21 protein-coding genes, 1 tRNA gene and 1 other RNA gene are annotated in these 21,850 nt (G+C 58.4%); 8 read left to right on the forward strand and 15 right to left on the reverse strand.

Annotated elements, in window-relative coordinates:
• Positions 1–58: 58 nt before the first annotated feature.
• The 8 genes from FOT55_RS10115 to FOT55_RS10150 all read right to left on the reverse strand — a co-directional run bounded on the left by FOT55_RS10115 (position 59) and on the right by FOT55_RS10150 (position 7,073).
• Positions 59–187, reverse strand: a non-coding RNA gene (locus FOT55_RS10115) — RtT sRNA.
• A 36-nt stretch (positions 188–223) separates the two neighbouring features.
• Positions 224–300 (reverse strand) — tRNA-Pro (locus FOT55_RS10120).
• A 120-nt stretch (positions 301–420) separates the two neighbouring features.
• Positions 421–1,752, reverse strand: coding sequence for an MFS transporter (uhpC, locus tag FOT55_RS10125; RefSeq protein WP_049209000.1), 1,332 nt, complete (start codon positions 1,750–1,752; stop codon positions 421–423).
• A gap of 95 nt (positions 1,753–1,847) precedes the next feature.
• Positions 1,848–3,392 carry a signal transduction histidine-protein kinase/phosphatase UhpB gene (gene uhpB / locus FOT55_RS10130; RefSeq protein ID WP_147823436.1) on the reverse strand — a complete coding sequence of 515 codons (1,545 nt, stop codon included), beginning with the start codon at positions 3,390–3,392 and terminating at the stop codon, positions 1,848–1,850.
• Positions 3,389–3,979 (reverse strand): transcriptional regulator UhpA, encoded by a 591-nt coding sequence (gene uhpA / locus FOT55_RS10135; protein WP_025304832.1) that lies wholly within the window; start codon positions 3,977–3,979, stop codon positions 3,389–3,391. Before uhpA ends, uhpB begins: the two co-directional genes overlap by 4 nt.
• A 123-nt stretch (positions 3,980–4,102) precedes the next feature.
• Entirely contained in the window at positions 4,103–5,797 is a 1,695-nt protein-coding gene (gene eptB, locus FOT55_RS10140) for a kdo(2)-lipid A phosphoethanolamine 7''-transferase (RefSeq protein ID WP_060434831.1), read from the reverse strand.
• Positions 5,798–6,022: 225 nt separating this feature from the next.
• Positions 6,023–6,448, reverse strand: a complete 426-nt coding sequence (locus FOT55_RS10145; protein WP_004934114.1) for an organic hydroperoxide resistance protein — start codon at positions 6,446–6,448, stop codon at positions 6,023–6,025.
• Positions 6,449–6,608: 160 nt separating this feature from the next.
• The gene (locus tag FOT55_RS10150) at positions 6,609–7,073 is read right to left on the reverse strand and encodes a MarR family winged helix-turn-helix transcriptional regulator (RefSeq protein WP_025304830.1); all 465 of its coding nucleotides are present in this window, start codon (positions 7,071–7,073) and stop codon (positions 6,609–6,611) included.
• 96 nt (positions 7,074–7,169) lie between these two features.
• Between FOT55_RS10150 and FOT55_RS10155 the strand changes: the two genes are divergently transcribed.
• The gene (locus tag FOT55_RS10155) at positions 7,170–7,769 is read left to right on the forward strand and encodes an HD domain-containing protein (RefSeq protein WP_025304829.1); all 600 of its coding nucleotides are present in this window, start codon (positions 7,170–7,172) and stop codon (positions 7,767–7,769) included.
• Here FOT55_RS10155 and FOT55_RS10160 read toward each other — a convergent pair whose 3' ends face one another.
• The 4 genes from FOT55_RS10160 to FOT55_RS10175 form a co-directional block, all read right to left on the reverse strand.
• Complete coding sequence (locus FOT55_RS10160; RefSeq protein ID WP_406883159.1) at positions 7,770–9,140, reverse strand: carbohydrate porin; 1,371 nt, start codon at positions 9,138–9,140, stop codon at positions 7,770–7,772.
• Positions 9,141–9,285: 145 nt separating this feature from the next.
• Complete coding sequence (locus FOT55_RS10165) at positions 9,286–10,689, reverse strand: glycoside hydrolase family 1 protein (protein WP_060434833.1); 1,404 nt, start codon at positions 10,687–10,689, stop codon at positions 9,286–9,288.
• A 14-nt stretch (positions 10,690–10,703) separates the two neighbouring features.
• Complete coding sequence (gene bglF / locus FOT55_RS10170) at positions 10,704–12,566, reverse strand: PTS beta-glucoside transporter subunit IIABC (RefSeq protein ID WP_141996987.1); 1,863 nt, start codon at positions 12,564–12,566, stop codon at positions 10,704–10,706.
• A gap of 260 nt (positions 12,567–12,826) precedes the next feature.
• Complete coding sequence (locus FOT55_RS10175) at positions 12,827–13,585, reverse strand: SDR family NAD(P)-dependent oxidoreductase (RefSeq protein WP_043142316.1); 759 nt, start codon at positions 13,583–13,585, stop codon at positions 12,827–12,829.
• A gap of 114 nt (positions 13,586–13,699) precedes the next feature.
• Here FOT55_RS10175 and FOT55_RS10180 point away from each other — a divergent pair, with 114 nt between their 5' ends.
• A complete protein-coding gene (locus tag FOT55_RS10180) occupies positions 13,700–14,563 on the forward strand; it encodes a LysR family transcriptional regulator (RefSeq protein WP_147823437.1) in 864 nt (287 codons plus the stop codon).
• A gap of 93 nt (positions 14,564–14,656) precedes the next feature.
• The gene (locus FOT55_RS10185) at positions 14,657–15,406 is read left to right on the forward strand and encodes an NAD-dependent epimerase/dehydratase family protein (RefSeq protein WP_043142321.1); all 750 of its coding nucleotides are present in this window, start codon (positions 14,657–14,659) and stop codon (positions 15,404–15,406) included.
• Positions 15,407–15,439: 33 nt separating this feature from the next.
• Here the strand turns inward: FOT55_RS10185 and FOT55_RS10190 are convergent, their stop codons facing one another.
• Complete coding sequence (locus tag FOT55_RS10190; protein WP_025304822.1) at positions 15,440–16,606, reverse strand: MFS transporter; 1,167 nt, start codon at positions 16,604–16,606, stop codon at positions 15,440–15,442.
• A 379-nt stretch (positions 16,607–16,985) separates the two neighbouring features.
• Here FOT55_RS10190 and FOT55_RS10195 point away from each other — a divergent pair, with 379 nt between their 5' ends.
• Positions 16,986–18,086 (forward strand): alkene reductase, encoded by a 1,101-nt coding sequence (locus FOT55_RS10195; RefSeq protein WP_043142322.1) that lies wholly within the window; start codon positions 16,986–16,988, stop codon positions 18,084–18,086.
• A 31-nt stretch (positions 18,087–18,117) separates the two neighbouring features.
• On the opposite strand, the gene FOT55_RS10200 is transcribed toward FOT55_RS10195, so the two are convergent.
• Both FOT55_RS10200 and FOT55_RS10205 read right to left on the reverse strand, forming a co-directional pair.
• Complete coding sequence (locus tag FOT55_RS10200) at positions 18,118–18,861, reverse strand: nucleotidyltransferase domain-containing protein (RefSeq protein WP_099816924.1); 744 nt, start codon at positions 18,859–18,861, stop codon at positions 18,118–18,120.
• 1 nt (position 18,862) lies between these two features.
• Complete coding sequence (locus FOT55_RS10205; protein WP_049205736.1) at positions 18,863–19,375, reverse strand: Mpo1 family 2-hydroxy fatty acid dioxygenase; 513 nt, start codon at positions 19,373–19,375, stop codon at positions 18,863–18,865.
• Positions 19,376–19,785: 410 nt separating this feature from the next.
• Between FOT55_RS10205 and FOT55_RS10210 the strand changes: the two genes are divergently transcribed.
• From FOT55_RS10210 to FOT55_RS10225, 4 genes are all read left to right on the forward strand, one after another.
• Positions 19,786–20,511, forward strand: coding sequence for a winged helix-turn-helix domain-containing protein (locus FOT55_RS10210; protein ID WP_049205755.1), 726 nt, complete (start codon positions 19,786–19,788; stop codon positions 20,509–20,511).
• Entirely contained in the window at positions 20,453–20,965 is a 513-nt protein-coding gene (locus tag FOT55_RS10215) for a hypothetical protein (protein WP_147823438.1), read from the forward strand. Before FOT55_RS10210 ends, FOT55_RS10215 begins: the two co-directional genes overlap by 59 nt.
• A gap of 145 nt (positions 20,966–21,110) precedes the next feature.
• Positions 21,111–21,341 (forward strand): Flp family type IVb pilin, encoded by a 231-nt coding sequence (locus FOT55_RS10220; protein ID WP_049205753.1) that lies wholly within the window; start codon positions 21,111–21,113, stop codon positions 21,339–21,341.
• 56 nt (positions 21,342–21,397) lie between these two features.
• Positions 21,398–21,841, forward strand: a complete 444-nt coding sequence (locus tag FOT55_RS10225; RefSeq protein ID WP_238476103.1) for a prepilin peptidase — start codon at positions 21,398–21,400, stop codon at positions 21,839–21,841.
• Positions 21,842–21,850 lie beyond the last annotated feature (9 nt).

Genomic DNA, 21,850 nt, shown 5'->3' on the forward strand with positions numbered 1-21,850 from the left:
ATCCTCATAAACTACGGGCGAAAAAAAACCTGCTTTAAAAAGCAGGTTTTTCGAATGGTGGTCGGCGAGAGAGGATTACGCGCATCTTTGATGCGCGCCCTGCGGGCCGTTGCTAAAGCAACGTTGTCTCGCTTCGCGAGGCTCGAACCTCCTGCGGAGGTACTCATCCTCATAAACTACGGGCGAAAAAAAACCTGCTTTAAAAAGCAGGTTTTTCGAATGGTGGTCGGCGAGAGAGGATTCGAACCTCCGACCCACTGGTCCCAAACCAGTTGCGCTACCAAGCTGCGCTACTCGCCGATGCGGGGCGCATCTTACTGCTGGCGGTTATAGGCGTCAATCACTTTTTTTCGCCTGCATTTCAAGTGGTGATAAAAGCGCCATAATGCGCTGCGCCGGGGGCTGCGCAGCGAATTTTACTCAGGCCTTGGCCGGTTTCAGCGCCGGCGTCTGCGCACGCAGGAACGGCAGCAGGAACAGCGCCGACAGGCAGGCGGCGATGGAAATCACCACGAAGAAGCCGTTCCAGTGCCAGACTTCCATCACTCGCGCAATCGGATAGCCGGACAGCGCTGCGCCCAGGTAGGCGAACAGGCCGACGAAACCGGTCGCCGCGCCCGCCGCATCCTTGTGCGAGCACTCCGCCGCCGCCATGCCGATCAGCATCTGCGGGCCGAAGATGAAGAAGCCGATGGCGAAGAAGCAGCAGGCCTGCAGCAGGTAGGTCACGCCCGGCATCAGCCACAGCGCCGCCACCGACAGGAAGATACCGATGGCGAAAATCAGGTTCATCGGGCCGCGGTTGCCGCGGAACAGCTTGTCGGAGCCCCAACCGGCCACCAGTGAACCGATAAAACCGCCCACTTCAAACAGCGAGATGGCCGAGTTGGCGGTCATCAGCGAATAGCCCTTTTCCTGCGTCAGGTAGAGGTTGCCCCAGTCGTTGATCGCGGTACGCACGATGTACACCAGCACGTAAGAGACCGCCAACAGCCAGATGTACTTGTTGGTCAGCACGTAGCGTTTGATGATCTCGCGGTTGCTCAGCCCCTGGCCTTCCGATTCCTGCACCAGCTCCATGGCGTCGTTACGCCATTTGCCGACGCTCGGCAACCCCAGGGTGGATGGCTTGTCGCGCAGGCGCCAGCACATCAGCAGGCCGAGCACCACGCCGATGATGCCAGGAATGATCATGCCGTAACGCCAGCTGAAGTGCAGCGAGATAAAGCCCACCAGCAGCGGGATCAGCGCGCCGCCGACGTTGTGCGAGGTGTTCCAGATCGCCCACCAACTGCCGCGCTCGGAACGCGAATACCAGCTGGTGAGGATTTTGGAGCACGGCGGCCACCCCCAACCCTGGAAGAAGGCGTTGAGGATCCACAGCGTGCCCAGCATCAGCAGCGACGAGCTGAGGCCGAAGAAGATATTCAGCACCCCGGTCATGATCAGGCCCAACCCCATAAAGTAACGCGGGTTGGAGCGATCGCTGATCATGCCGGAAATGAATTTCGAGCAGCCGTAGGTGATGTAGAACAGCGTGCCGAGGATACCGACGTCGGACATCGTCAGACCCAGATCGCTCAGCATCGCCGGCATGATGAAGTTGAAGCTTTTGCGCGTGAAGTAAAACGCAGCGTAGCCGATGTACATGGTGCACATCAGCTGGATGCGCCAGTATTTGTAGCTGGCGTCGATCTGCCGTTGATCGGTGACCTGCGGCGCGTCCGAGCGGCTTTTAAGGAAAGACCACATGTGGAACCTCAGAGGATTGAATAAAGTGCCGCTATGATGCTCCCCGCGCGCGCGGGAGGCTTACGCCGGATTCCCGACGCAGTTAGGAGTTTTTCCTAGTTTTGCGCTTGCTCCGGTGAAACTGTGGGCAAGATCACACTCAAACAGGCGCCCCGCTCCGAGGTGAGCCGCAGGCTGCCGCCGAGGGCGCTGATGCGCTCCTGCATGCCGCGCAGGCCATACCCCGGCTGATGGTTTTCCGCCTCGAAGCCCACGCCGTTGTCGCGGATGGTCAGGGCGATCAGCGGCGCGGCGCCTTTGCGCGGCTGCAGGCGTGCGTCCAGCTCCAGGCGGCTGGCGCCGGCGTGGCGGCACACATTGGTCACCCCTTCCTGACACACCCGGTACAGCGTGATTTTCAGCGTTTCATCCAGCAGCTCGTCCGGTACCTGCCACTGCAGGCTGCTCACCAGCGATGCGTCCTGCGGCAGCGATTCCCGCAGCATCGCCGCCACCGCCGCCGACAGCGGCAGGTTGTTCAGCGCCGCCGGCCACAGCTGGGTCAGCACGTCGTGCACCCCGTCGTAGACCCGCAGCGCCAACGCATCGATGGTGTCGGCGCAGCCGATCACCGCCGGTTCCGGCGCCAGGCGTTTGACGATGCTGGCTTGGGTGCGGATCACGGTGATGGTCTGCCCCACTTCATCGTGCAGCTCGCGCGCCACCTCGCGCCGGGTTTGCTCCTCCGCCGTCACCAGCGCCCGCGCCAGCTGGCGGTTCTCCGCCAGCCGCAGCCGCAACTGTTGATTCAGTTCGCGCTGGCGCTGAATGCCGGCGCCCAGCAGCAGCCCGGTCAGGCTTTGAGCCAACAGCGACAGCAGCAGATCGCGGTGCGACTCCGGCTGCGGCGGCTCGTTGACCATCAGCGCCACGCCGTTGAGCAGCGTCGCCAACAACGCGCCCTGCCAGCCATAGCGATAAGACATGAACACGATAGGAATGGCCAGGCAGAACGGTGCGAAACGCCGCAGCTCGGCGGCGTTCACCTGCTGCTGCAGCCAGATGCTGAATGCAAACAGCAGCAGATAGCTGGCCAGGTGGCCCAGACGCAGCTCCACCGGCTTGTGGATCAGCCCCGGCTCCAGCGGCACCCAGATTTGGCGTGCCAGATAGTGCCACAACAGCAGGCAGGTCGGCGCGATGGTGAAACCGCCGGTCAGGCCGAGCAGCAGCGCACGGGCGCCTTCGCCGCTCACCAGCTGCCACACCAGCGCCTGCAGCAAGGCGGCGGTGGCCACCACCGCGCCCTGCAACAGCGGCCATCGCCATTCGCTGTCGCTCTGCTGATGGCGCAACAGCCACGGCGAGGCCAGCAGGCTGAGCAGCACCGTCAGCACCAGCACCGCCACCGACGCCCACAGCGCCGGGCCGTAACCGAACTGGTCCGCCAGCAGCGCCATCAGCAGCAGGTCGGCCAGCAGGATCCCCGGCCAGAAACGGTACGGGCTCTGCAGCAAAATGCCCATGCGCAAGCCGAACGGGAACAACAGCAGCGCCTGCCAGGGCGGGTCGATCAGCGCGGTGCCGATGCCCCACAGGCAAAACGAGCTGGCGGCGTAGATGAAAAACAGCGCCAGCTGGGTGATCAGACGCTGCGTCACAGGTTCAGCATCCGTCTGGCCAGCTCAACGTTGTTGGTGATGCCCAGCTTGGCGAACAGGTTGGCGCGATGCACATGCACCGTCTTCGGCGACAGCCCCAAGGCGGCGGCGATCTCGCGCACCTCCTGGCCCTGCGCCAGCAATAGCGCGATCTCGCGCTCGCGGCGGGTCAATGGATCCACCTTCACCCGCGCCAACTGCTGCGCGATTTCCGGCATCAGGTAGACGCCGCCGCCGGCGACGGTGCGCACCGCGGTGATCAGATCTTCCGGTTTGCAACGCTTGGAGAGGAAACCGCTGGCGCCGCGTTCCAGCGCCATTTCCACCAGCGCCGGGTTATCGTGCATCGACAGCATCACCACGCGGATGCCGGAAGGAATGTCCGCCAGCAGATCCAGCCCGCTGCCGTCCGGCATCGAAATGTCGCAAATGCAGATTTCCGTCTCCAGCCCCGGCAGGCCGGCGCGCGCCTGCGCCGCGCTGCTGAACTCGCCCACCACCTGAATATCGGCCTCCAGCGACAGCAGCTGCACAAAGCCCGAACGCACAATGTCATGATCGTCGATAAACGCCACGCGCAGGGTCATGGAAATCTCCGGTTAGAAGGGGAAGTGCGCAAGTATACCGTATGCACACACCGGAATAATTGATGAAGAGAATGTATTGAGTGAAATTACCGGGTGCGCAAGACAGGCACCCGGCGGGAGAGGTTACAGGCGGGCAGGCGCCGTTTTATCCTGCGGCAGATGGCACCAGTTGTTTTTATCCACGATGCCGCCATCGGGAGACGTGTAGCCGAGGCAGCCGAGGATGGTGTCGAACAGCTCGACGTGGCGATGCGTTTTGCCGATGCGCTGCTGCGCCTGCAGCTGCTCAAAGGCGCTGAGGTGCTGCGGGTTTTCGAGGAACTTGTCCGACGCCCACACGATCATCGGCACGCGGAACTGCTCCGGCGGCGCCATTTCGCGCGGCGTGCCGTGCAGGTGCGTATTCTCACCGATCGATTCGCCGTGATCGGCGGCATAGAACACGATGGCCTTCTTGTCCCGCACCTGGTCGATCACATTACTGATAAAGCTGTCGGTATACAGCACCGTATTGTCGAAGGCGTTGATCAACTGGGCCTTGGTGCACGAATCATCCACCCCCATGCACTCCGGCTGATAGCGCGCATAGCTGCGCGGATAGCGCTGCGAGTACAGGTAGTGCGAGCCTTTGGTATGCAGGATCACCAGGTGTTTGCCCTTCGGATAACGCGCCAGCGACTCCTTCATTTCGTCCACCAGCAGCATATCGTCGACCGCCTTACCGTCGTTGCGCTTCTCGGACGCGATCATCTCGCGGAACGAATAGTTGTTCACCTCGGTGTTGTTGTAGAACCACACCTCGCTCTGCATGGCGAACAGCTCGGAAGAGAAGCCCAGATCCTTCAGCACCGCGAACACGTTCTGCTCTTTCAGCGTGCGCTGCGGGTTGTCTTCGGTGCCGCCTTCGCGCACGAACATGCAGCGCAGCGACAGCTTGGTAGCGGTGTCACACGACTCGCCGCGGAACGCCACCAGATTCTTCTCTTTAGACAGCCGCGGCGTGGTATCACGCTCATAGCCCAGCATGCCCATGTGATCCCAGCGCGTGGTCTCACCGATGATGAACACCACGTAGGTATCGTCGATATCCGCCGGTGGTACATAGGTGAAGTGTTTGCCCGGATCGAACATCGTGCTCTGGTCCTGGCTTTCGTCATAGCGGGTGTAGGCAAACAGCCCCAGCGCCGACAGCCAGTTGGACGGCAGATACGAGTGCGCTACCACGCCGCCGTAGCTCGGCAGATCGACGTTGGAGAGCTTCTCTTGCACGCTTTGCTCATCGTCCAGCATGCGCAGCGGCAGCCAGACCAACGCCACCACCGCCAGCAACACCATCAGCGGTTTGATGCGATGGCCGGGGGTTTTCAGCTGTTCGATCAGGGTGTAACGCAGGCTGTTTTTCCAGATCAGCAGCAGCGGCAAGGCGCTGAGCGCCACCATCCACAGCACAAAGTGCAGGCCAACCACCTCTTTCGACAGATCGATGTCGGTGGTCATCACCGACACCACGATGCCGTAGCCAATCACCACGTTGAAAAACGTCATGTAGTAGCTGGCAGCCACCGAAATCAACACCAGCAGCGAGGCGACGATGCGATAAAACAGCCGGCCGCCGAGCGATACCAGCCGCATGATGAAGAATGTGAACAGGACGATAGCGATGACTTCCGTCACCGCCGAAATAAGCTTAATCCCCTGAATGCCATGCGCCAACGAATCAAAACGGCGATAGAAAACGGACAGGTTGAGAAAGATGCCGATATAGATCGCTAACAATAACGATAAATTCTGCTGCGATAGCGATTTAACTTTGTTCATGTAACGCGGTGGCTCCGGGGGCGGTGTAGCGGTTCTGACTCAGTCAGACACTGATTGCGGCTTCTGGTTCAGCCAACCGGCAATAAGCGTTATTTTGCGGGTAATAATCAAGAGAATTCTCACAAAACGGACAAAATTTACCGTTTTTTTGAACGATTTTCAGGCAGGGCACGCAAGAAAATGGAGGGACAAACCCTCCATTTTTTCCATATTTCGGCAAAAATCTTACTTAACGTTCAGAGTCACATCGATATTTCCACGGGTAGCGTTGGAGTATGGGCACACCACGTGCGCCTTTTTCACCAGATCTTCCGCCACGCTGCGCTCGATGCCCGGCAGCGAGATATCCAGCTGCACTTCGATGCCGAAGCCGTTCGGGATCTCACCGATGCCGACGGTGCCGTCGATCTTGGCTTCGGCCGGGATTTTGACCTTTTCCTTCGCCGCGACAAACTTCAACGCGCCGAGGAAACAGGCCGAGTAACCGGCAGCGAACAGCTGCTCGGGATTGGTAACTTCGCCGCCGGCGCCGCCCATCTCTTTCGGCACGCCCAATTTCACGTCCAACACGCCGTCGGAGGAGGTCGCACGGCCGTCGCGGCCGCCGGTTGCGGTGGCGTGAGCGCGGTAAACCACTTTCTCAATAGACATCGTTCATTCCTTCTTGCTGGTTGGCGAGATGACTACGGCTTCCACGAGGTAAAGCCGGTCACATATTTATCTTTTGCGATTAAATCGCGCACTACTTATTTTTGACACTTATTAACCAGTGTAGACCACCCGTGCCGTTCTTGCGTCCGGCGGCGGTGGGTCAAATCTGATCGATCAGGCTGCCGCGCAGCTTTTCCAGCTGCTGTTTGAGCGAGACGATCTCGTCCAGGCTGCAGTCGGTAGCGCACATCACCGCCTCGGGCACCGATTGCGCCCGCTCGCGCAGCGCGCGGCCGGCTTCGGTCAGGGCGATGATCACCTGCCGCTCGTCGGTGGTGGCGCGATAGCGCACCAGCAAACCGGCGGTTTCCAGCCGCTTCAGCAGCGGCGTCAGCGTGGCGGAATCGAGGAACAGCCGCTCGCCGATATCCGATACCGTCACCCGATCGCGTTCCCACAGCACCATCATCACCAGGTATTGCGGGTAGGTGAGTTCGAGCTGACTCAACAGCTTGCGGTAGACTTTGTGCAACGCCAGATTGGCGGAGTACAGCGCGAAACAGAGCTGCTGATCGAGCTGTAGCAGGTTCTTCGCCTTGGGTTGTTCGGTATCGGTGCTTTTCATGTGTACGAATATAGATAGCGCACGATGTAATCGCAAGCTATTTCTTGTGAGGTATGCTACCTTTTTTTATGCAGAGGATGCTCGGAGGGAAAGGAAATGACGAACACGCTTGTAGAACGCGCGCGCCGCTACGCCACCAAGGCGCATGCGGCCATCGATCAGCGCCGCAAATACACCGACGATCCGTATATCGTCCACCCGCAGGCGGTGATGGAGCTGGTGCGCAGCGTGCCGCACACCGAAGAGATGCTGGCGGCCGCCTGGCTGCATGATACGGTGGAAGACACACCCACCACCCTCGGCGATATCGACAGCCACTTTGGGCCAAAAGTGGCGGAACTGGTGCGGATGTTGACCAACGTCAGCCACGCCGAGGACGGCAACCGCTTCGAGCGTAAAAACCGCGATCGGCGCCACAGCGCCGGCGCGTCGCCGCAGGCCAAAACCATCAAGCTGGCGGATCTAATCGACAACACCCGCTCGCTGCTGGACTACGACAGCCACTTCGCCCAGACCTACCTGATCGAGAAACAGCGCCTGCTGGAAGTGCTGACCGAAGGCGACCCGACGCTGTGGCGCCAAGCCAGCCATATCGTTGAACAGGGGCTGCTCAGGTTGCAGCAGCCACCGCACAACGTGCCGGCCAGCTGGTTCGAACACGCCCGCCGGCGCTACCGCGAGAGCGACGCGGCCTGATCAGAAGGTCACCACCGTTTTCAACGCCGTCACCCAGGCGTCCTGCGTCTCGCTGACGCCCGCCGGGTGATGCCAGTACTGCAGGCCCGGCTGCAGCTGTAGCCACGGCGTGACGTTAACGCGGTAATACAGCTCCGCCGTCACCGAGTGGCCCGGCACTGGCCGGTAGTTCGGATCGTGATAATCACTGATGCCGCTCATCTGGTTGAGATACCGCTGATTGTCTTTATAGCGGTCGCTCAGTTTCACCACCGAGACGCCGAGCCCCAGCCAGTCGTCCGGCCGCGCATCGAACAGCCCGTGATAGCGAATGCCGGTCGAGGTAGACCAGTGCAGGTAGTTACTGCGCTGATCTCCCAGCCCCAGGCTGTAAAACACGCTCAAGCCGCGGTTGACGTCATCCGCATGGCGCGTCACCTGCTGGTTGAAACCGGTATACAGGAACCAGGTGCGATCGTGGTTGCGATAGCCCTGCGGATCGCTGGCGCCCGGCCCGCCGGACACCCCTTCATAAAGATCGCTCTGGCGCGCGTTGGTGAACAGCACGCCCAGGTTATACACCCCCGGCAGCTGGTTGACGGCGTGGGTTTTCAGCTCCAGCTCCATCGGCAACAGGAAGCCTTTGCTGCCCTTGGTGGACCAACTCCAGGCGTGGCTGCGGCTGGGGGCGCTCGGGTTCTGCTCCATCACCCCGCCCTTGAGCGTCAGGCCATCGGTCAGCTTGTACTGCAGCGTGGTGCCCCAGTAATGCACGTTCCAGTTGTACCAGGTCAACGAGTTGGCGGACTTGCCGCCGCACAGCGTCAGCGTCTGAAAATCGCAGGGGATGATCTGATCGAAATCCTGCACCTTGTTCATCATGCCGATGCGCCACTGCAGCCGGCTGTCGAGGAAAGAACGGCTGAAGGTCAACCAACCCAGCCGGGTAATCGACTGTCCGCCATAGCTCTCTTGCGACAGATCGGTCAGGCCGACGCGCGGATCCTGCAGCCGATCGCGGGTCAGGTTGTTGTCATGGTTGCGGTTGACGATATTGCCTTCGATCGCCGCGTCCGGAATGCCGGTCAGCGCCTGCAAATCCTGGCTGAAGGTCAGCGAAAATTGGTCGATATACGACGCCTGTTTATCGTGGTTGTAACCGCCGCCGGCGTTATACGACAGCTGGCTGAGGTAGCCGAGGTTATAGTGGAAGCCATGATCCTCCAGGATCGGCCTGATCCCCAACATATCCCCCAACAGCCCAGGCTGCGGCGGTTCAAAACCGAGCGCCACCCCTTCCCATTTGGCGGTGGGGGCTTCGACATCCTTGCCGGTTTGCAGCGTTTCCGCCTGCGCCTGGCTGCACCACAGCGCCAGCGCCGCCAGCGTCATGGAACGAGGTAATAAGCTTTTCATCATTATTATATTTCTCCGCATAACGGCTGACTGCGGGCAACAGCATTCCCTGGGAGAGAATTTCCCATCATGAACAGCAGCGAATAAGGTTAATGCCCGGCGCCTGCCGCCGGGCTTAGAGCTAGCGTCGGTCTTTCAGGCTGGCGCCGTTGCTGTGGATCACATCGCGGTACCAGTAGAAACTCTTCTTGCGGCGGCGCTCGAGGCTGCCATTGCCGGCATCGTCCCTGTCGACGTGAATGAAGCCGTAGCGCTTCGACATTTCGGCCTTCGAGGCGCTGACCAGATCGATCGGCCCCCAGCTGGTGTAGCCCATCACCTCGACGCCGTCGTCGATGGCTTCCGCCACCTGCACCAGATGGTCATTGAGGTAATTGATGCGGTAGTCGTCGTTGATGCTGCCGTCGGCCTCGACGCGGTCTTTGGCGCCCAGCCCGTTCTCGACGATGAACAGCGGCTTCTGATAGCGGTCGTACAGCACGTTGAGCAGATAGCGCAGCCCGATCGGATCGATTTGCCACCCCCACTCCGAGCTGGCCAGGTGCGGGTTCGGCACCATATCGAGAATGTTGCCGCGCGCCGTTTCGAACTGCTCCGGATCGGCGGTAACACAGCCGCTCATGTAGTAACTGAACGAGATGAAATCGATGGTTTCGCGCAGCGTTTGCCGATCTTCCTCGGTGATCGTCACCTGGATGCCGTTTTCACGGAAAAAGCGCTGCATATAGGCCGGATAATAGCCGCGCGCCTGCACATCGCCGAAGAACAGCCAGTCGCGGTTTTGCCGTTGGGTTTCCAGCAGATCTTCCGGCTTGCAGCTCAGCGGGTACAGAATGCCACCCAGCAGCATATTGCCGATTTTGCCCTCCGGCACGATCTCGTGGCAGGCCTTCACCGCCCTGGCGCTGGCCACCAGCTGATGGTGGATCGCCTGATAGACGGCGCTCTTGTCGCTCTCCTGCGGCAGGCCGACGCCGGTGAAGGGCGCGTGCAGCGACATGTTGATTTCGTTGAAGGTCAGCCAGTGTTTGACCTTGTGCTTATAGCGTTCGAACACGGTGCGCGCATAGCGCTCGAAGAAATCGATGGTGCGGCGATCGCCCCAGCCGCCGTAGTGCTTCACCAGGCCGTAAGGCATTTCATAGTGCGACAGCGTGATCAGCGGCTGAATGCCGTATCTCGCCATCTCGTCGAACAGCCGATCATAAAACGCCAGCCCGGCTTCGTTCGGCGTCTCTTCGTCGCCCTGCGGGAAAATGCGCGTCCAGGCGATCGAGGTGCGCAGGCACTTAAAGCCCATTTCGGCGAACAGCGCGATGTCCTCCGGGTAACGATGATAGAAATCGATCGCCACGTCCTTGATGCCGCGGTCGCCCGCCGCGCGCGGCGTAATGGCGCCGAAGATGCCCTGCGGCTGCAGATCGGAGGTCGACAGCCCCTTGCCGTCGGCCTGATAAGCGCCTTCTACCTGGTTCGCCGCTACCGCGCCGCCCCACAGAAAATGTTGCGGAAACTTGCCGTTCATCGCTTGCTCCTCAATTAGCGTAATAAAGTCAGCAGCGGCGCCTGTTCCTGCACCGGAGACAGGCCGCTGGTCAACACGTCCACGTAGTCATCGCTGTTGCTGATGATGATCGGCGTGGTGGTGTCATAGCCGGCGGCATGGATCGCCGCCTGGTCGAACTCGATCAGCAGATCGCCCGGGGCGACCCGCTCGCCTTCCCGCACGTGGGCGGTGAAATGCGCCCCGTCGAGCTTCACGGTATCGATGCCGACGTGGATAAGAATCTCCGCGCCGTCGTCCGATTCGATGCCGATGGCGTGTTTGGTTTTGAACAGCGACGCCACGCTGCCGCTGACCGGCGCCACTACGCGCCCCTGCTGCGGCGCGATCGCCACCCCTTTCCCCAGCAGGCCGCTGGCGAAGGTCGCGTCGTTCACCTGATCCAGCGGCACGATATCGCCGGCGATCGGGCTGAGAATGACCTGTTTGCGGTTAAGCGGCGCGGCGGCTTCAGGCTGTACCGTCTCTTCCGCCGGTGCGACGCCGAACAGATAGCTGGCCAGCGCGGCGAACACGAACGACAGCAGGGTGCCGCCGATCGCGCCCCATACCGTGGCGTCGATGCCGCCGCCGGGGATAATCTGCGCAAAGGTGAATACGCTCACCAGGCCGAACGAGTAGACCGAGGTATGGAAGTAGCCAATCACCGCACCGCCCAGCGCGCCGCCGATGCAGCCGAAGATGAATGGGCGTTTGTTCGGCAGCGTGACGCCGTACACCGCCGGTTCGGTGATGCCGAAGATCCCGGCGCCGATGGCTGAAGCGGACAGCGCCCGCAGCTTGGCGTCGCGGGTGCGCAGCATCACGCCCAGCGTGGCGCCGACCTGCCCCATCACCGCCGGCAACAGCAGCGGCACCATGGTGTCGCGCCCCAGCACACTCAGGTTGTTGATCATCAACGGCACCAGCCCCCAATGCAGGCCGAAGATCACGCACACCTGCCACATCGCCCCCATAAAGGCGCCGGCGATGATCGGGTTAAAGGCGTAAATGCTCTGATAGCCGTTGGCCAGCAGGTGGCTGAGCCAGGTTGCCGCCGGGCCGATCAGCAGGAAGGTCAAGGGAACGGTGATCGCCAGGCACAGCAGCGGCGTGATGAAATTGCGCAGCGCGCTGTGGATCACCCGGTTAAACAACGGCTCCAGGCGGCAGGACACCCAGGCCGCAAAGATGATAGGGATCACCGACGAGCTGTAGTTGATAAAAGTCAGCGGAATGCCGAAGAAATATTCGCGCACCGCGCCCGGCTGCTGCGCCGCTTCGAACGCCGCCATCATCAGCGGATGCGTCAATGCGCCGCCGATCGCCATGGTGACGAAGGGGTTGCCGCCGAATTTTTTCCCGGCGGTGTAGCCGAGCATGATCGGGAAGAAGTAGAACAGCGAGTCGCTGGCGGCGAACAGCATTTTGAAGGTGCCACCGCTCTCCAGCAGCCAGCCGCAGGCCAGGCTCAGCGCCAGGAAGCCTTTTAGGATCCCCGAAGCGGCCATCACCCCGAGCAGCGGGGTAAAAATGCCGGACACCAGATCGATAAAGCGGCTGAGCAGGTTGTCTTTTTTACCGTCCGCGTCGTCGCTCGGCGCGCCCTCGGCCAATCCGCCGACCCGATTGACCGCGTCGAACACCTCCGCCACGTGGTTGCCCACCACCACCTGGAACTGGCCGCCGCTCTCCACCACCATGATGACGCCCGGGTTTTTCTTCAGCGCTGCCGCGTTGGCACGATTGTCGTCGCGCAGCTTGAACCGCAGGCGGGTGGCGCAGTGCACCAAGCTTTTCACATTGTCGCGGCCACCGACGCCGGCCAAAATCTCACTGGCTAATGTGTCATATTTCATACGGTTATCCTTAGACTTCGCGTTCTGCCGCTCCCCTCCCCGCACTGGCCTGGCGCCGGGGCGAAATGCGGCGCAAAAAAAAACCTAAACCTCGCGGCCTCTGTCCCATCGGGGAACAGAAACGCGAGGTTTAGGTTTTGCCTGCCGCAGCAGTAACAACCCTAAATCGGTTGAGCTATGACGTTAACACCGTGGATTTTGCCGGGGCAAGGCTTTGCGCCGGCAAATTGCCGAACTGTGATCGCGAGGGCAAAACGGCCTCAATGCGCGAAATAATGCATGCCGCCATCTACCGGGATCACCGCGCCGGTGATATATCGCGCGAGCGGGGAACAAAGAAACGCCGCCAGATAGGCCATATCTTCCGGTTCGCCGAAGTAGCCAATCGGGATATGTTGCGCAATGAACGCCCGGCGCGCTTCATCGCAAGCGTATAAGCGCTCGCGGATCTGTTCACTGTTGATGCGCCCCGGCTGTAACGTATTGACGGTAATCCCCTGCGCAGCCACGTCGCTGGCCAATCCTTTGGCCCACAGATGCAGCGCGCCCTTGGCGGCGCTGGCGGCGCTCAGGCTGCGCGGCTCCATCGATCCGCTGATATTGATCACCCGGCCCCAGCCTTGCGCCTGCATGGCCGGCAACAGCGCCTGAGTCAACCGCCGGGCCGGTGTGAAGTTCAAAGCAAAGGCGTCATCCCAGCTGCGATCGCTGTCGTTCAGCGTCGTGGGGTGAAACGCACCGACCGCGTTGATCAGAATATCGACTGTCCCCGCCTGGCGCAGCGCCTGCGCCGCCAGCTGGGTTATCGCGTCGGGGTCGGTCACGTCTGCAACGGCTACCCACGGGCGCACCGCCCCTTGCCGTTCAACCTCATCCGCCAGCGCCTGCAGCCGATCACCGCGTCGTGCGGTAGCCACCACCTTGACCCCTTGAGCAGCCAATACCCTGACCATGCCGGCACCGATCCCTTCGCTGGCGCCCGTGACCAATGCCGTACGGTGTTGCAACTGTAGATTCATAAGAAAACCTAACCTAATTTTTCGGTTTTAAAGGGAACGTTCACACATTGAATCACGGCGCGCTCTGTGTGAATATTCCTGAAAATTACGTCGATACCGTGCAGGAATTCACTGATGTTTGACTGGCAGGATTTAAAACACTTCGTGGCGCTGGCGCGTACCGGTTCCTTGTCGGCGGCAGCGCGGGAGCTGGGTTGCGATCACGCCACCGTCGGGCGACGCGTAGCGGCGCTGGAACAGGCGCTCGGCCTGCGTTTGATCGTGCGTCGGCCACGCAACACGCCCTTGACCCAGGACGGGCAGGCGATTGCCGGGCTGGCGGCGGAGATCGAGGCGCAAAGCCAGGCTATTGCCCGCCATGCGCGCAGCGCCGGCGCAACGCCACAGGCCGGGGTGCGCATCAGTGCGCCGCCGTCGATCGCCGCGCATATTCTCGCGCCGCGCATTGCCGCATTTAACCAGGCTTTTCCACAGATCGTCGTCACGCTGTCGGGTGAATCGGCGCTCGCCGAGCTGGATCGCGGCGAAGCCGACATCGCCGTGCGCATGGTGCGCCCACAGCAACCGGAGCTGTTGACGCAGCGCATCGGCATGATGCGCTACGCGCTGTATGCCGCACCGGAGCACGCGGCTCTGCCCGACGCGGCGCGCCGCTTTCTCGCCTATGACCATCACTATCGGCAGCAGCCGCATCAGCAATGGTTGGTGCAGCTGTTGCAGGGGCGTCCGGTGGTCTTTCAGGCCAGCGATCTGTTTTCACTGCAACAGGCGGCGCGTTCAGGGCTGGGCGCCGCCGTTTTGCCGACGTTCGTCGCCGATGGCGATCCGGATCTGGTCGCATTGCCAACGGCCAACGCCGCGCCAACGCGTGAGCTTTGGCTGGTGACGTATCCCGATTTAGCGCGCACCGCAGCCGTGCGTGCGGTGATGAATTTCCTGGTCGAAACGCTCGGCACAACGTGCCCATTACCGGCATAAAGCATCAGAATGACTAATATAAATACTGGACAAAAGTCACGCAGGGGATTATTACTGGTCAACGCTTAATCGAGAGTAGGGATGGCAGTCACCATGGTGTTGCGTACTGATGTAGGACGGATTCTGATCACCGGCGCCGGCGGCCGGGTAGCCACGGCGTTTCGTCAGGCGATGGGCGATCGCTACCCGCTACGGTTGGCGGAACGGGATGTCAGCCTGCTGCGCGATCGGCAGCCCGGCGACGAAGTCATCAGCTTCAACATCGCCGATCTCGACGCCTGCCGCGCGGCCTGCGCCAATATCGACACCGTGTTGCATCTGGCGGCCGATCCCTCCCCCGATGCCGACTTCTGCGGTTCGTTGATGGACAACAACATTCTGGGCACCTTCAATATCTTCCGCGCGGCGAAAGACGCCGGCTGCCGCCGGGTGGTGTTCGCCAGCAGCGCGCAGGCGGTGGAAGGCTATCCGCTCGACTATCAAATCCGCCCGGATGACGCACCAAAGCCGAAAAACCTGTACGGCGCCAGCAAGGCCTTCGGCGAAGGCATCGCCGCCTACTTCGCCCATCAGGAAGGGCTTTCCGCCCTGTCGGTGCGCATCGCCAACTTCACCACCCTGAGCCGGGGCGAACAGCTTAGCGCCCGCGACATGAGCGCTTTTCTCAGCCATCGCGACGCCGCCGATCTGCTGGAGCGCTGCATTCGTGTCGAAGGGGTGCAATATGCGGTGGTGCACGGGGTTTCCAACAACCGCTACAAACGTTTATCGCTGGAAGAGACCCGACGCCTGCTCGGCTACGCCCCGCAGGACGATGCGTTCAGCCTGCTGGGCTTTGAGTGAGCACGGCGGAGAGTTCCGCCGTGCAGGTACAACTTAGTTGCTGGCGTAGGCCACTTTTTCGGCCTGACGGTGGGTGAACAGCACCAGCAGCAACGCCAATCCGGCAATAATTGCGCCCATCACCGGCACGAAGCTGTATCCCAGCCCGGCGGAGACCACCGCGCCACCGGCGGCGGCGCCCAGCGCATTGCCCAGGTTAAAGGCACCGATGTTGACCGAGGACGACAGGCCCGGCGCTTCGCTGGCGACACGCATCACGCGCATCTGCAGCGGCGGCACCACGGCAAAGGTCGCCGCGCCCCAAATCACCATGCTGACTGCCGCGCCGATTTCACTGCGCGCCAGGAACGGGATCACCAGCATAATGACCACCAACAGCAGCAAGAAGCCCTTCAGCGTCGCGCTCTCGGAACGGTCGGCGAATTTGCCGCCCAGGTAGTTGCCGATGGAGAAACCGACGCCGATCAACACCAGCATGGACGTCACGAACAGCGGCGTCGCATCGGTGATGTGCTGCAATACCGGCGAGATATAGGTATAGAGCGTGAACATCGCGCCCGCGCCCAGCACGGTCGTCAGCAAGGCGGACAGCACCTGCGGGCGTACCAATACCGACAGTTCGCGCTTCACATCCGGGCGCGCGCCGGCGCTGCCTTTCGGTAACGAGAACCACAGCCCCAACATGGCGATCACCCCTAACCCTGCGGTGGCCAGGAACGACATGCGCCAGCCGATGGTTTCACCCAGCCAGGTCGCGGCAGGCACCCCGCCGATATTGGCGATGGTCAAGCCCATAAACATGGTCGCCACGGCGCTGGCCTGTTTCTCCTTCGGCACCACGCTGGCAGCTACCACGGAACCGAGACCAAAGAACGCGCCGTGGTTCAGGCTGGTGATGATGCGCGACAGCATCAGGGTGGTGTAGTCAGGCGCAATGGCCGACAGCACGTTACCCAGGGTAAAGATCGCCATCAGGAAGATCAGCGCGCTTCTGCGCGCCCGGTGCGAGAGCAGCAGCGTCATCAGCGGTGCACCGACCATCACGCCAACGGCGTAGGCGCTGATCAACATGCCGGCCATCGGGATGGAGACATCCACCCCTTTGGCGATCGTCGGCAGCAACCCCATCGGGGAAAACTCGGTCGTGCCGATGCCGAACGCCCCCACCGCCAGGGCTAATAAGGGAAAGTTAATTTTCATTCAACAACTCCGGTTAACCGCTGCCGAAGCGCGGGAAAGTTAAGATGCCAAAAGTATGACATTGATCACACCAAAGATAAGCAGGCAGTAGGCTAAAAGACTTTTGCGATTTTGTTAAAAATCGTGGGGAAAAACAGCCGCCGACTCTATCTCAGCAATGCGCCGACAAGCAATAGCCGCCGTCGCCCGAGCGCACATCGGGTTCATTCGCATCACCTGCGCAAGCCGCCATACCGACCCATCGGCGGCCGCCGCAACTATTGAACACAGAGCAAAAGTGTTTTGTTATTGTGCGCGTTTTTAGAATTAAACGACGAAATATAATGGCCTCAGTAAAACATCAATGCCCTACGACCTAATTCACATAGAGGGAAGCGCCATGCTTTTTGACTCGTATTCTTTAAACGGTTTATCGCTGAACAATCGCATCGTCATGCCGCCAATGACCCGCTCTCGGGCCGGCGCCGGCGACGTCGCCACCGACATGATGGCTGAATATTATGCCCAGCGCGCCAGCGCCGGGCTGATCGTCAGTGAAGGCACGCAGATCAGCCAGCAGGGCCAGGGTTATGCCTGGACACCCGGCATTTACTCCCCGGAACACATCGCCGGTTGGAAAAAAGTGACCGACGCCGTACATCAGGCCGGCGGCAAGATCTTCGCGCAGCTTTGGCACGTCGGCCGCGTGTCGCATACCATTTTACAGCCTGGCCACGCCGCGCCGGTCTCCTCCTCCGCCATCCAGGCCGACGGGGTCAAGGTGTTCGTGGATGTCGAAGGTCGCGGGCCGGAACATGGCGTGGGTGAAATGGTGCAGCACTCCGCACCGCGCGCCTTAACGCGGGAAGAAATTCCGGCGATCGTTAACGACTACGCTCAAGCGGCACGCAACGCTATCGCCGCCGGTTTCGACGGCGTAGAGCTGCACGGTGCGAATGGTTATCTGATCAATCAGTTTATCGACTCGCGGGAAAACCAGCGCGACGACGAATACGGCGGTTCACTGCAAAATCGCCTGCGTTTCCTGCGGGAAGTCGCGCAGGCGGTAGCGGATGCCATCGGCAAAGAGAAACTGGGCGTGCGCCTGGCGCCGCTGACCACCCTGATGGGCTCGCAGGACGATACCCCGGAAGCCACCTATCTGGCAGCGGCCAGCGTGCTGAACGATATCGGCGCCGCTTACATTCACATCGCCGAAGCGGACTGGGATGATGCCCCGGTGATGCCGGCAGCGTTCAAAGAATCGCTGCGCCTGATTTTCCGCGGCACGCTGATTTACTCGGGCAAATACACGCGTGAACGCGCTGAAGAAGCGCTGGCCAAAGGCTGGGCGGATCTGATCGGCTTCGGTCGCCCGTTCATCGCCAACCCGGATCTGCCCCACCGCCTGCAACACGGGCTGGCGCTGAATGCGCCAATCAAAGAGAAATTCTTCGGCGGCAGCCGGGAAGGCTACACCGATTACCCGACGATCGGATAACGATTGCCGACAACGCCGGCTCAAGCCGGCGTTATTTTTTCTGTGCTTCGATCCAGTCGAGAAATCGCATCATTCTGTCGCTAAAATCCGCGTCATTCGCCTCTCCCACCGCGTGCGCTAACCAATAGTCCATTTCATCTCGCTGCTCTGCATAAAGCGCCAACAGCTGTTCGGCATAGTCGGTTAACGTTATCGGCCAGAACGGGCTTCCCTCGGCGCGCAGCATATTGGTGGCTCGGATCAGTTTTCTGGCCGCTTCGCGCTTTAAGCGCCTCTCATCCGATACCGTCCTGGCCTGCAGCAGTTGCTCCCGATAACGCGCCAATACGCGGGGCAAATCGGCATTGACCGCCAACGCGATGCGCCGATCGGGCTGAAACAGCGGAAAAGCGGCGGACAGGTCTTCGCCCCACAGGCAGCGGCAGTGATGCTTCAGCCAAAATCCCCAGGAATCGTGATGCTCCGGCGCCAACGCCTCATCAACGCTGCCGATATCAAAGTCGACCTTGCTCACGATCCGCTGCTCCAGCTGAAAGGCTTGCCGCCACGCCTCAAGGCGCTGTAACGCCTCACTATCGGCTGGCTTGTTGAGCAACAGCGTGATGTCCAGATCGGACACGCCGGGAAGGGCTTCGCCACGCGCGACGCTGCCGTAGAGGTAAATGCTGTGGATGAGTGCCGGGAATTGGCGTGGCAGCCCCGCCGTCAGCGCTTCCAGCAGCGGGATAAAAGCCCGCTGCAGCGGAAATGCCGCCACCGTGGGAATCAGCGCCACCTCATGCCCTCCCGTTGCGCACTTTGCCCGAGCGCATTTCGATGTTCCGCTGCAGTTCGCGCAGCCCGCCGGCCAGGAAGCAAGCTTCCGCCAGCACGAACAGCGGGCCGATGATCAGGCCCGTCACGTCATCCATAAACGCCGGTTTTCGTCCCTCCCAGAAATGCCCGACAAACTGAAACAGCCAGCCGATGACGAAGCCGCCGATGCCGACGCTCAGCCACGCCGCCGTCGACAGCGACGCCACCCAGGCGCCGACCCCGAGGCACAGCAGCAGCAACGCCAACATCATGACGCCAAGGCGCAGGCTCAGCCGCAGGTAATAGAGAGCCGAAACGATAACCACCGCGCAGGCCGGCGAGAACGGCAGCCACCCCGCACCCCATGCCGGCCGGGAGAGCAGCGTCAGCAGGCTGACGACGATCAGGGGGATGCCGATAAAGTGCGTGACGATATTGCGCGCATCACGATGATAGGCGGCGTAAGCGGCAAGTTGATCTTCCAGACTTCGCATGTTGACCTCCGGTATGTACGGCCTTCGTCGCCGAACGCGCGCAGCCGCATGCGGCTGCCCTTACCCATAGCTTAGCGCGGGATCACCAATACCGGTTGGCCAATCTCATCCAGCAGGCCGCGCCTATCTGCCAGAATTATAGAAAGCAATAGAGGTAGATGGATAATATAAAATATAAAATAAAACATCCAAAAACACTAACAAGAAAAAATATCCTCTAAGATAAAACACACCGCCCGCCTTGTTTTATCTTAAAAAAAATATTATTTATAATAATAATAAAATTAAAATTAAAAACATATCAAACATACCGATTAATATAAAATAAAATATAAATAAAAAAACTTAAATTAGTATTTACAATAAAAAACAGGATTGTATTATAAGAAGTCACAGTCAAGGAAGGTGTCATGATGATCGTTTATTACCGGGAAAGAATGGCTATTTTAATACCAGAAAACAATCAGCAGATTATTTTAAGGAATAAAGAATTGAAGCTATGGCATTTTCTTATTGAACAAAGCCCTAATGTATCATCAAGAAAAGATCTCGGTATACATATATGGGAAGGGCGTTATGTGACAGATTTCGCCATCAACCAAACGATAAATTCATTGAGAAGAAAGATTGGTGATGCATCACGTGAAATTATCATTACCGTTCCTAAAAAAGGGTATACGATTAATGCAGAGAAGGTCATCATTAAAGTTGATGATGAAACCGAGTTAATACCCAATACGAGCACTGGCACAGCGGAACTGGGGAGCAATTCGGATAATGATTCAAAACATAAAGAAGAGATATCTCCTCACCGATTTAAGAAGACTCGTGAGGTTCACGAAACTGCATCAGAAAAAGCGACATCCAAACGTGATAAAGTGAAAAGAAGCATGCTGATGATAGCCGTATTGATATGCAGCTATATTATAGGCGTTTGGTTTTCCGTAAAAATAAATGAAGATAAAAATGAAGAAACCTTATACCTTGATGGATACAGGATTCACTCTACTGGCGATCGCATAGAATACGTTCACGGTGAAAAAAAAACCGTTTGTTATCGAATGAAGAGCAATATAAATGACAATAAAAAAAGAGACTACCTTACAGAAATCACGACTTGTAAAAATGAAGGTTAAGGGATTATTTTTAATTGCTTGCATATTACTTTTCATCTGTGGAACTCTAAGTTATAAACAATATATTTTAGAATCAATGAGCAATAGTTACCATGGGTTATTATTTCTGGACGGCGAAGAAAAAATAAAGCTAAACCTATACTTAAACAAAGATAGAGAAACCGCCTACATCAGATTGATTCAAAGTGATGGCAATCACTTACGTTATATCACTGCCGAAATGGAACTCAATGCATTGTTAACGCATTCAATAGCCACAGCAAAAGTGGATTGGCATGAGCGAAATATGACAGAGAGCGCATTCAGCTCCGACAGTCGCAATCGTCTGGTATCGGTTTTGTTGCACAAGAACAGCAAACAATATTTTTTGGTTATAAACAAGGATGACTTCTATATTCCAACAGGTAACAATGATATTAATGAACTGATTTTCCTCATTTTTCCTGATAAATGATGCAATTTTATATTTCATTATTAAATATGATATGACGTTTTTTTTATCACTGAGTAGGATACCCCCGGCCTAAACAACACGCTTCAATTAAAAGCGAGTTTTTAGCGTCATAACCATCCTACTAATATATTTAAAGGAATAAAAAATGTTGAAAAATGTAGCTCTGAAAGCGTATGTCTCTATGGCTTGCCGCAACGTCAAAAACGCAGAACAAAACGAGCGTGGCATCACCGCTATCGAATACGCCATCATCGGTGTAGCGATGGCCTCTGCCCTGTTCTTCATCTTTGACAAAGGCGGATTCATTGAATCCCTGAGCGCGGCATGGAACACCATGGCCACGAAGATCACTGCTTCAGGCAACATCCTGAAGTAATAGTAAACTTTCGTCATATAGCCTTCGACTCTTCGAGGGCTATATTTAAAACCTATATGTTCATAGCGATAATAATCATATCTTTATACATATCACTTAAAGATATCACAGAAAGAAGAATACCTAACGTAGCGCATTTTATGATACTTACGGTGGCATACTGCTATATTTTTTCCCACCCAGGCATTATTGGTTCGGGCCAAATTCTGATATGGCCGTTTGCCATGCTCTTGGTTGGTATTATTCTTTCGTCTTGCAACATACTGGGGTTTGGCGATACCAAACTGCTGTTCATCACCATGCTGGTGGTGCCGCCGGAACAATACGTTAACGTTATTTACCTGACTGTTTTTATGGGTGGCGTATGGGCAATCTTATGGACATATGCCCTGTCAAAAATTTCGCTGATCAAGCGCTATGATAAAGTAAGGAGCGGCGTACCCTACGCCATCCCTATTTTAATCAGTTTATGTACCTATACGTTTATCGGTGCAGTTTGATAAGGAGCA

Source organism: Serratia bockelmannii (genome assembly GCF_008011855.1).
Lineage (GTDB): Bacteria > Pseudomonadota > Gammaproteobacteria > Enterobacterales > Enterobacteriaceae > Serratia > Serratia bockelmannii.

Coding starts and splice junctions, on each gene's coding strand:
- FOT55_RS10190 (WP_025304822.1), bottom strand. CDS start 16,606: ATGAAAATTAACTTTCCCTTATTAGCCCTGGCGGTGGGGGCGTTCGGC.
- bglF (WP_141996987.1), bottom strand. CDS start 12,566: ATGAAATATGACACATTAGCCAGTGAGATTTTGGCCGGCGTCGGTGGC.
- FOT55_RS10205 (WP_049205736.1), bottom strand. CDS start 19,375: ATGCGAAGTCTGGAAGATCAACTTGCCGCTTACGCCGCCTATCATCGT.
- FOT55_RS10210 (WP_049205755.1), top strand. CDS start 19,786: ATGATGATCGTTTATTACCGGGAAAGAATGGCTATTTTAATACCAGAA.
- FOT55_RS10165 (WP_060434833.1), bottom strand. CDS start 10,689: ATGAACGGCAAGTTTCCGCAACATTTTCTGTGGGGCGGCGCGGTAGCG.
- FOT55_RS10180 (WP_147823437.1), top strand. CDS start 13,700: ATGTTTGACTGGCAGGATTTAAAACACTTCGTGGCGCTGGCGCGTACC.
- FOT55_RS10175 (WP_043142316.1), bottom strand. CDS start 13,585: ATGAATCTACAGTTGCAACACCGTACGGCATTGGTCACGGGCGCCAGC.
- FOT55_RS10145 (WP_004934114.1), bottom strand. CDS start 6,448: ATGTCTATTGAGAAAGTGGTTTACCGCGCTCACGCCACCGCAACCGGC.
- eptB (WP_060434831.1), bottom strand. CDS start 5,797: ATGAACAAAGTTAAATCGCTATCGCAGCAGAATTTATCGTTATTGTTA.
- FOT55_RS10195 (WP_043142322.1), top strand. CDS start 16,986: ATGCTTTTTGACTCGTATTCTTTAAACGGTTTATCGCTGAACAATCGC.
- FOT55_RS10160 (WP_406883159.1), bottom strand. CDS start 9,140: ATGACGCTGGCGGCGCTGGCGCTGTGGTGCAGCCAGGCGCAGGCGGAA.
- FOT55_RS10150 (WP_025304830.1), bottom strand. CDS start 7,073: ATGAAAAGCACCGATACCGAACAACCCAAGGCGAAGAACCTGCTACAG.
- FOT55_RS10215 (WP_147823438.1), top strand. CDS start 20,453: ATGACAATAAAAAAAGAGACTACCTTACAGAAATCACGACTTGTAAAA.
- FOT55_RS10185 (WP_043142321.1), top strand. CDS start 14,657: ATGGTGTTGCGTACTGATGTAGGACGGATTCTGATCACCGGCGCCGGC.
- uhpA (WP_025304832.1), bottom strand. CDS start 3,979: ATGACCCTGCGCGTGGCGTTTATCGACGATCATGACATTGTGCGTTCG.
- FOT55_RS10155 (WP_025304829.1), top strand. CDS start 7,170: ATGACGAACACGCTTGTAGAACGCGCGCGCCGCTACGCCACCAAGGCG.
- uhpC (WP_049209000.1), bottom strand. CDS start 1,752: ATGTGGTCTTTCCTTAAAAGCCGCTCGGACGCGCCGCAGGTCACCGAT.
- FOT55_RS10225 (WP_238476103.1), top strand. CDS start 21,398: ATGTTCATAGCGATAATAATCATATCTTTATACATATCACTTAAAGAT.
- FOT55_RS10220 (WP_049205753.1), top strand. CDS start 21,111: ATGTTGAAAAATGTAGCTCTGAAAGCGTATGTCTCTATGGCTTGCCGC.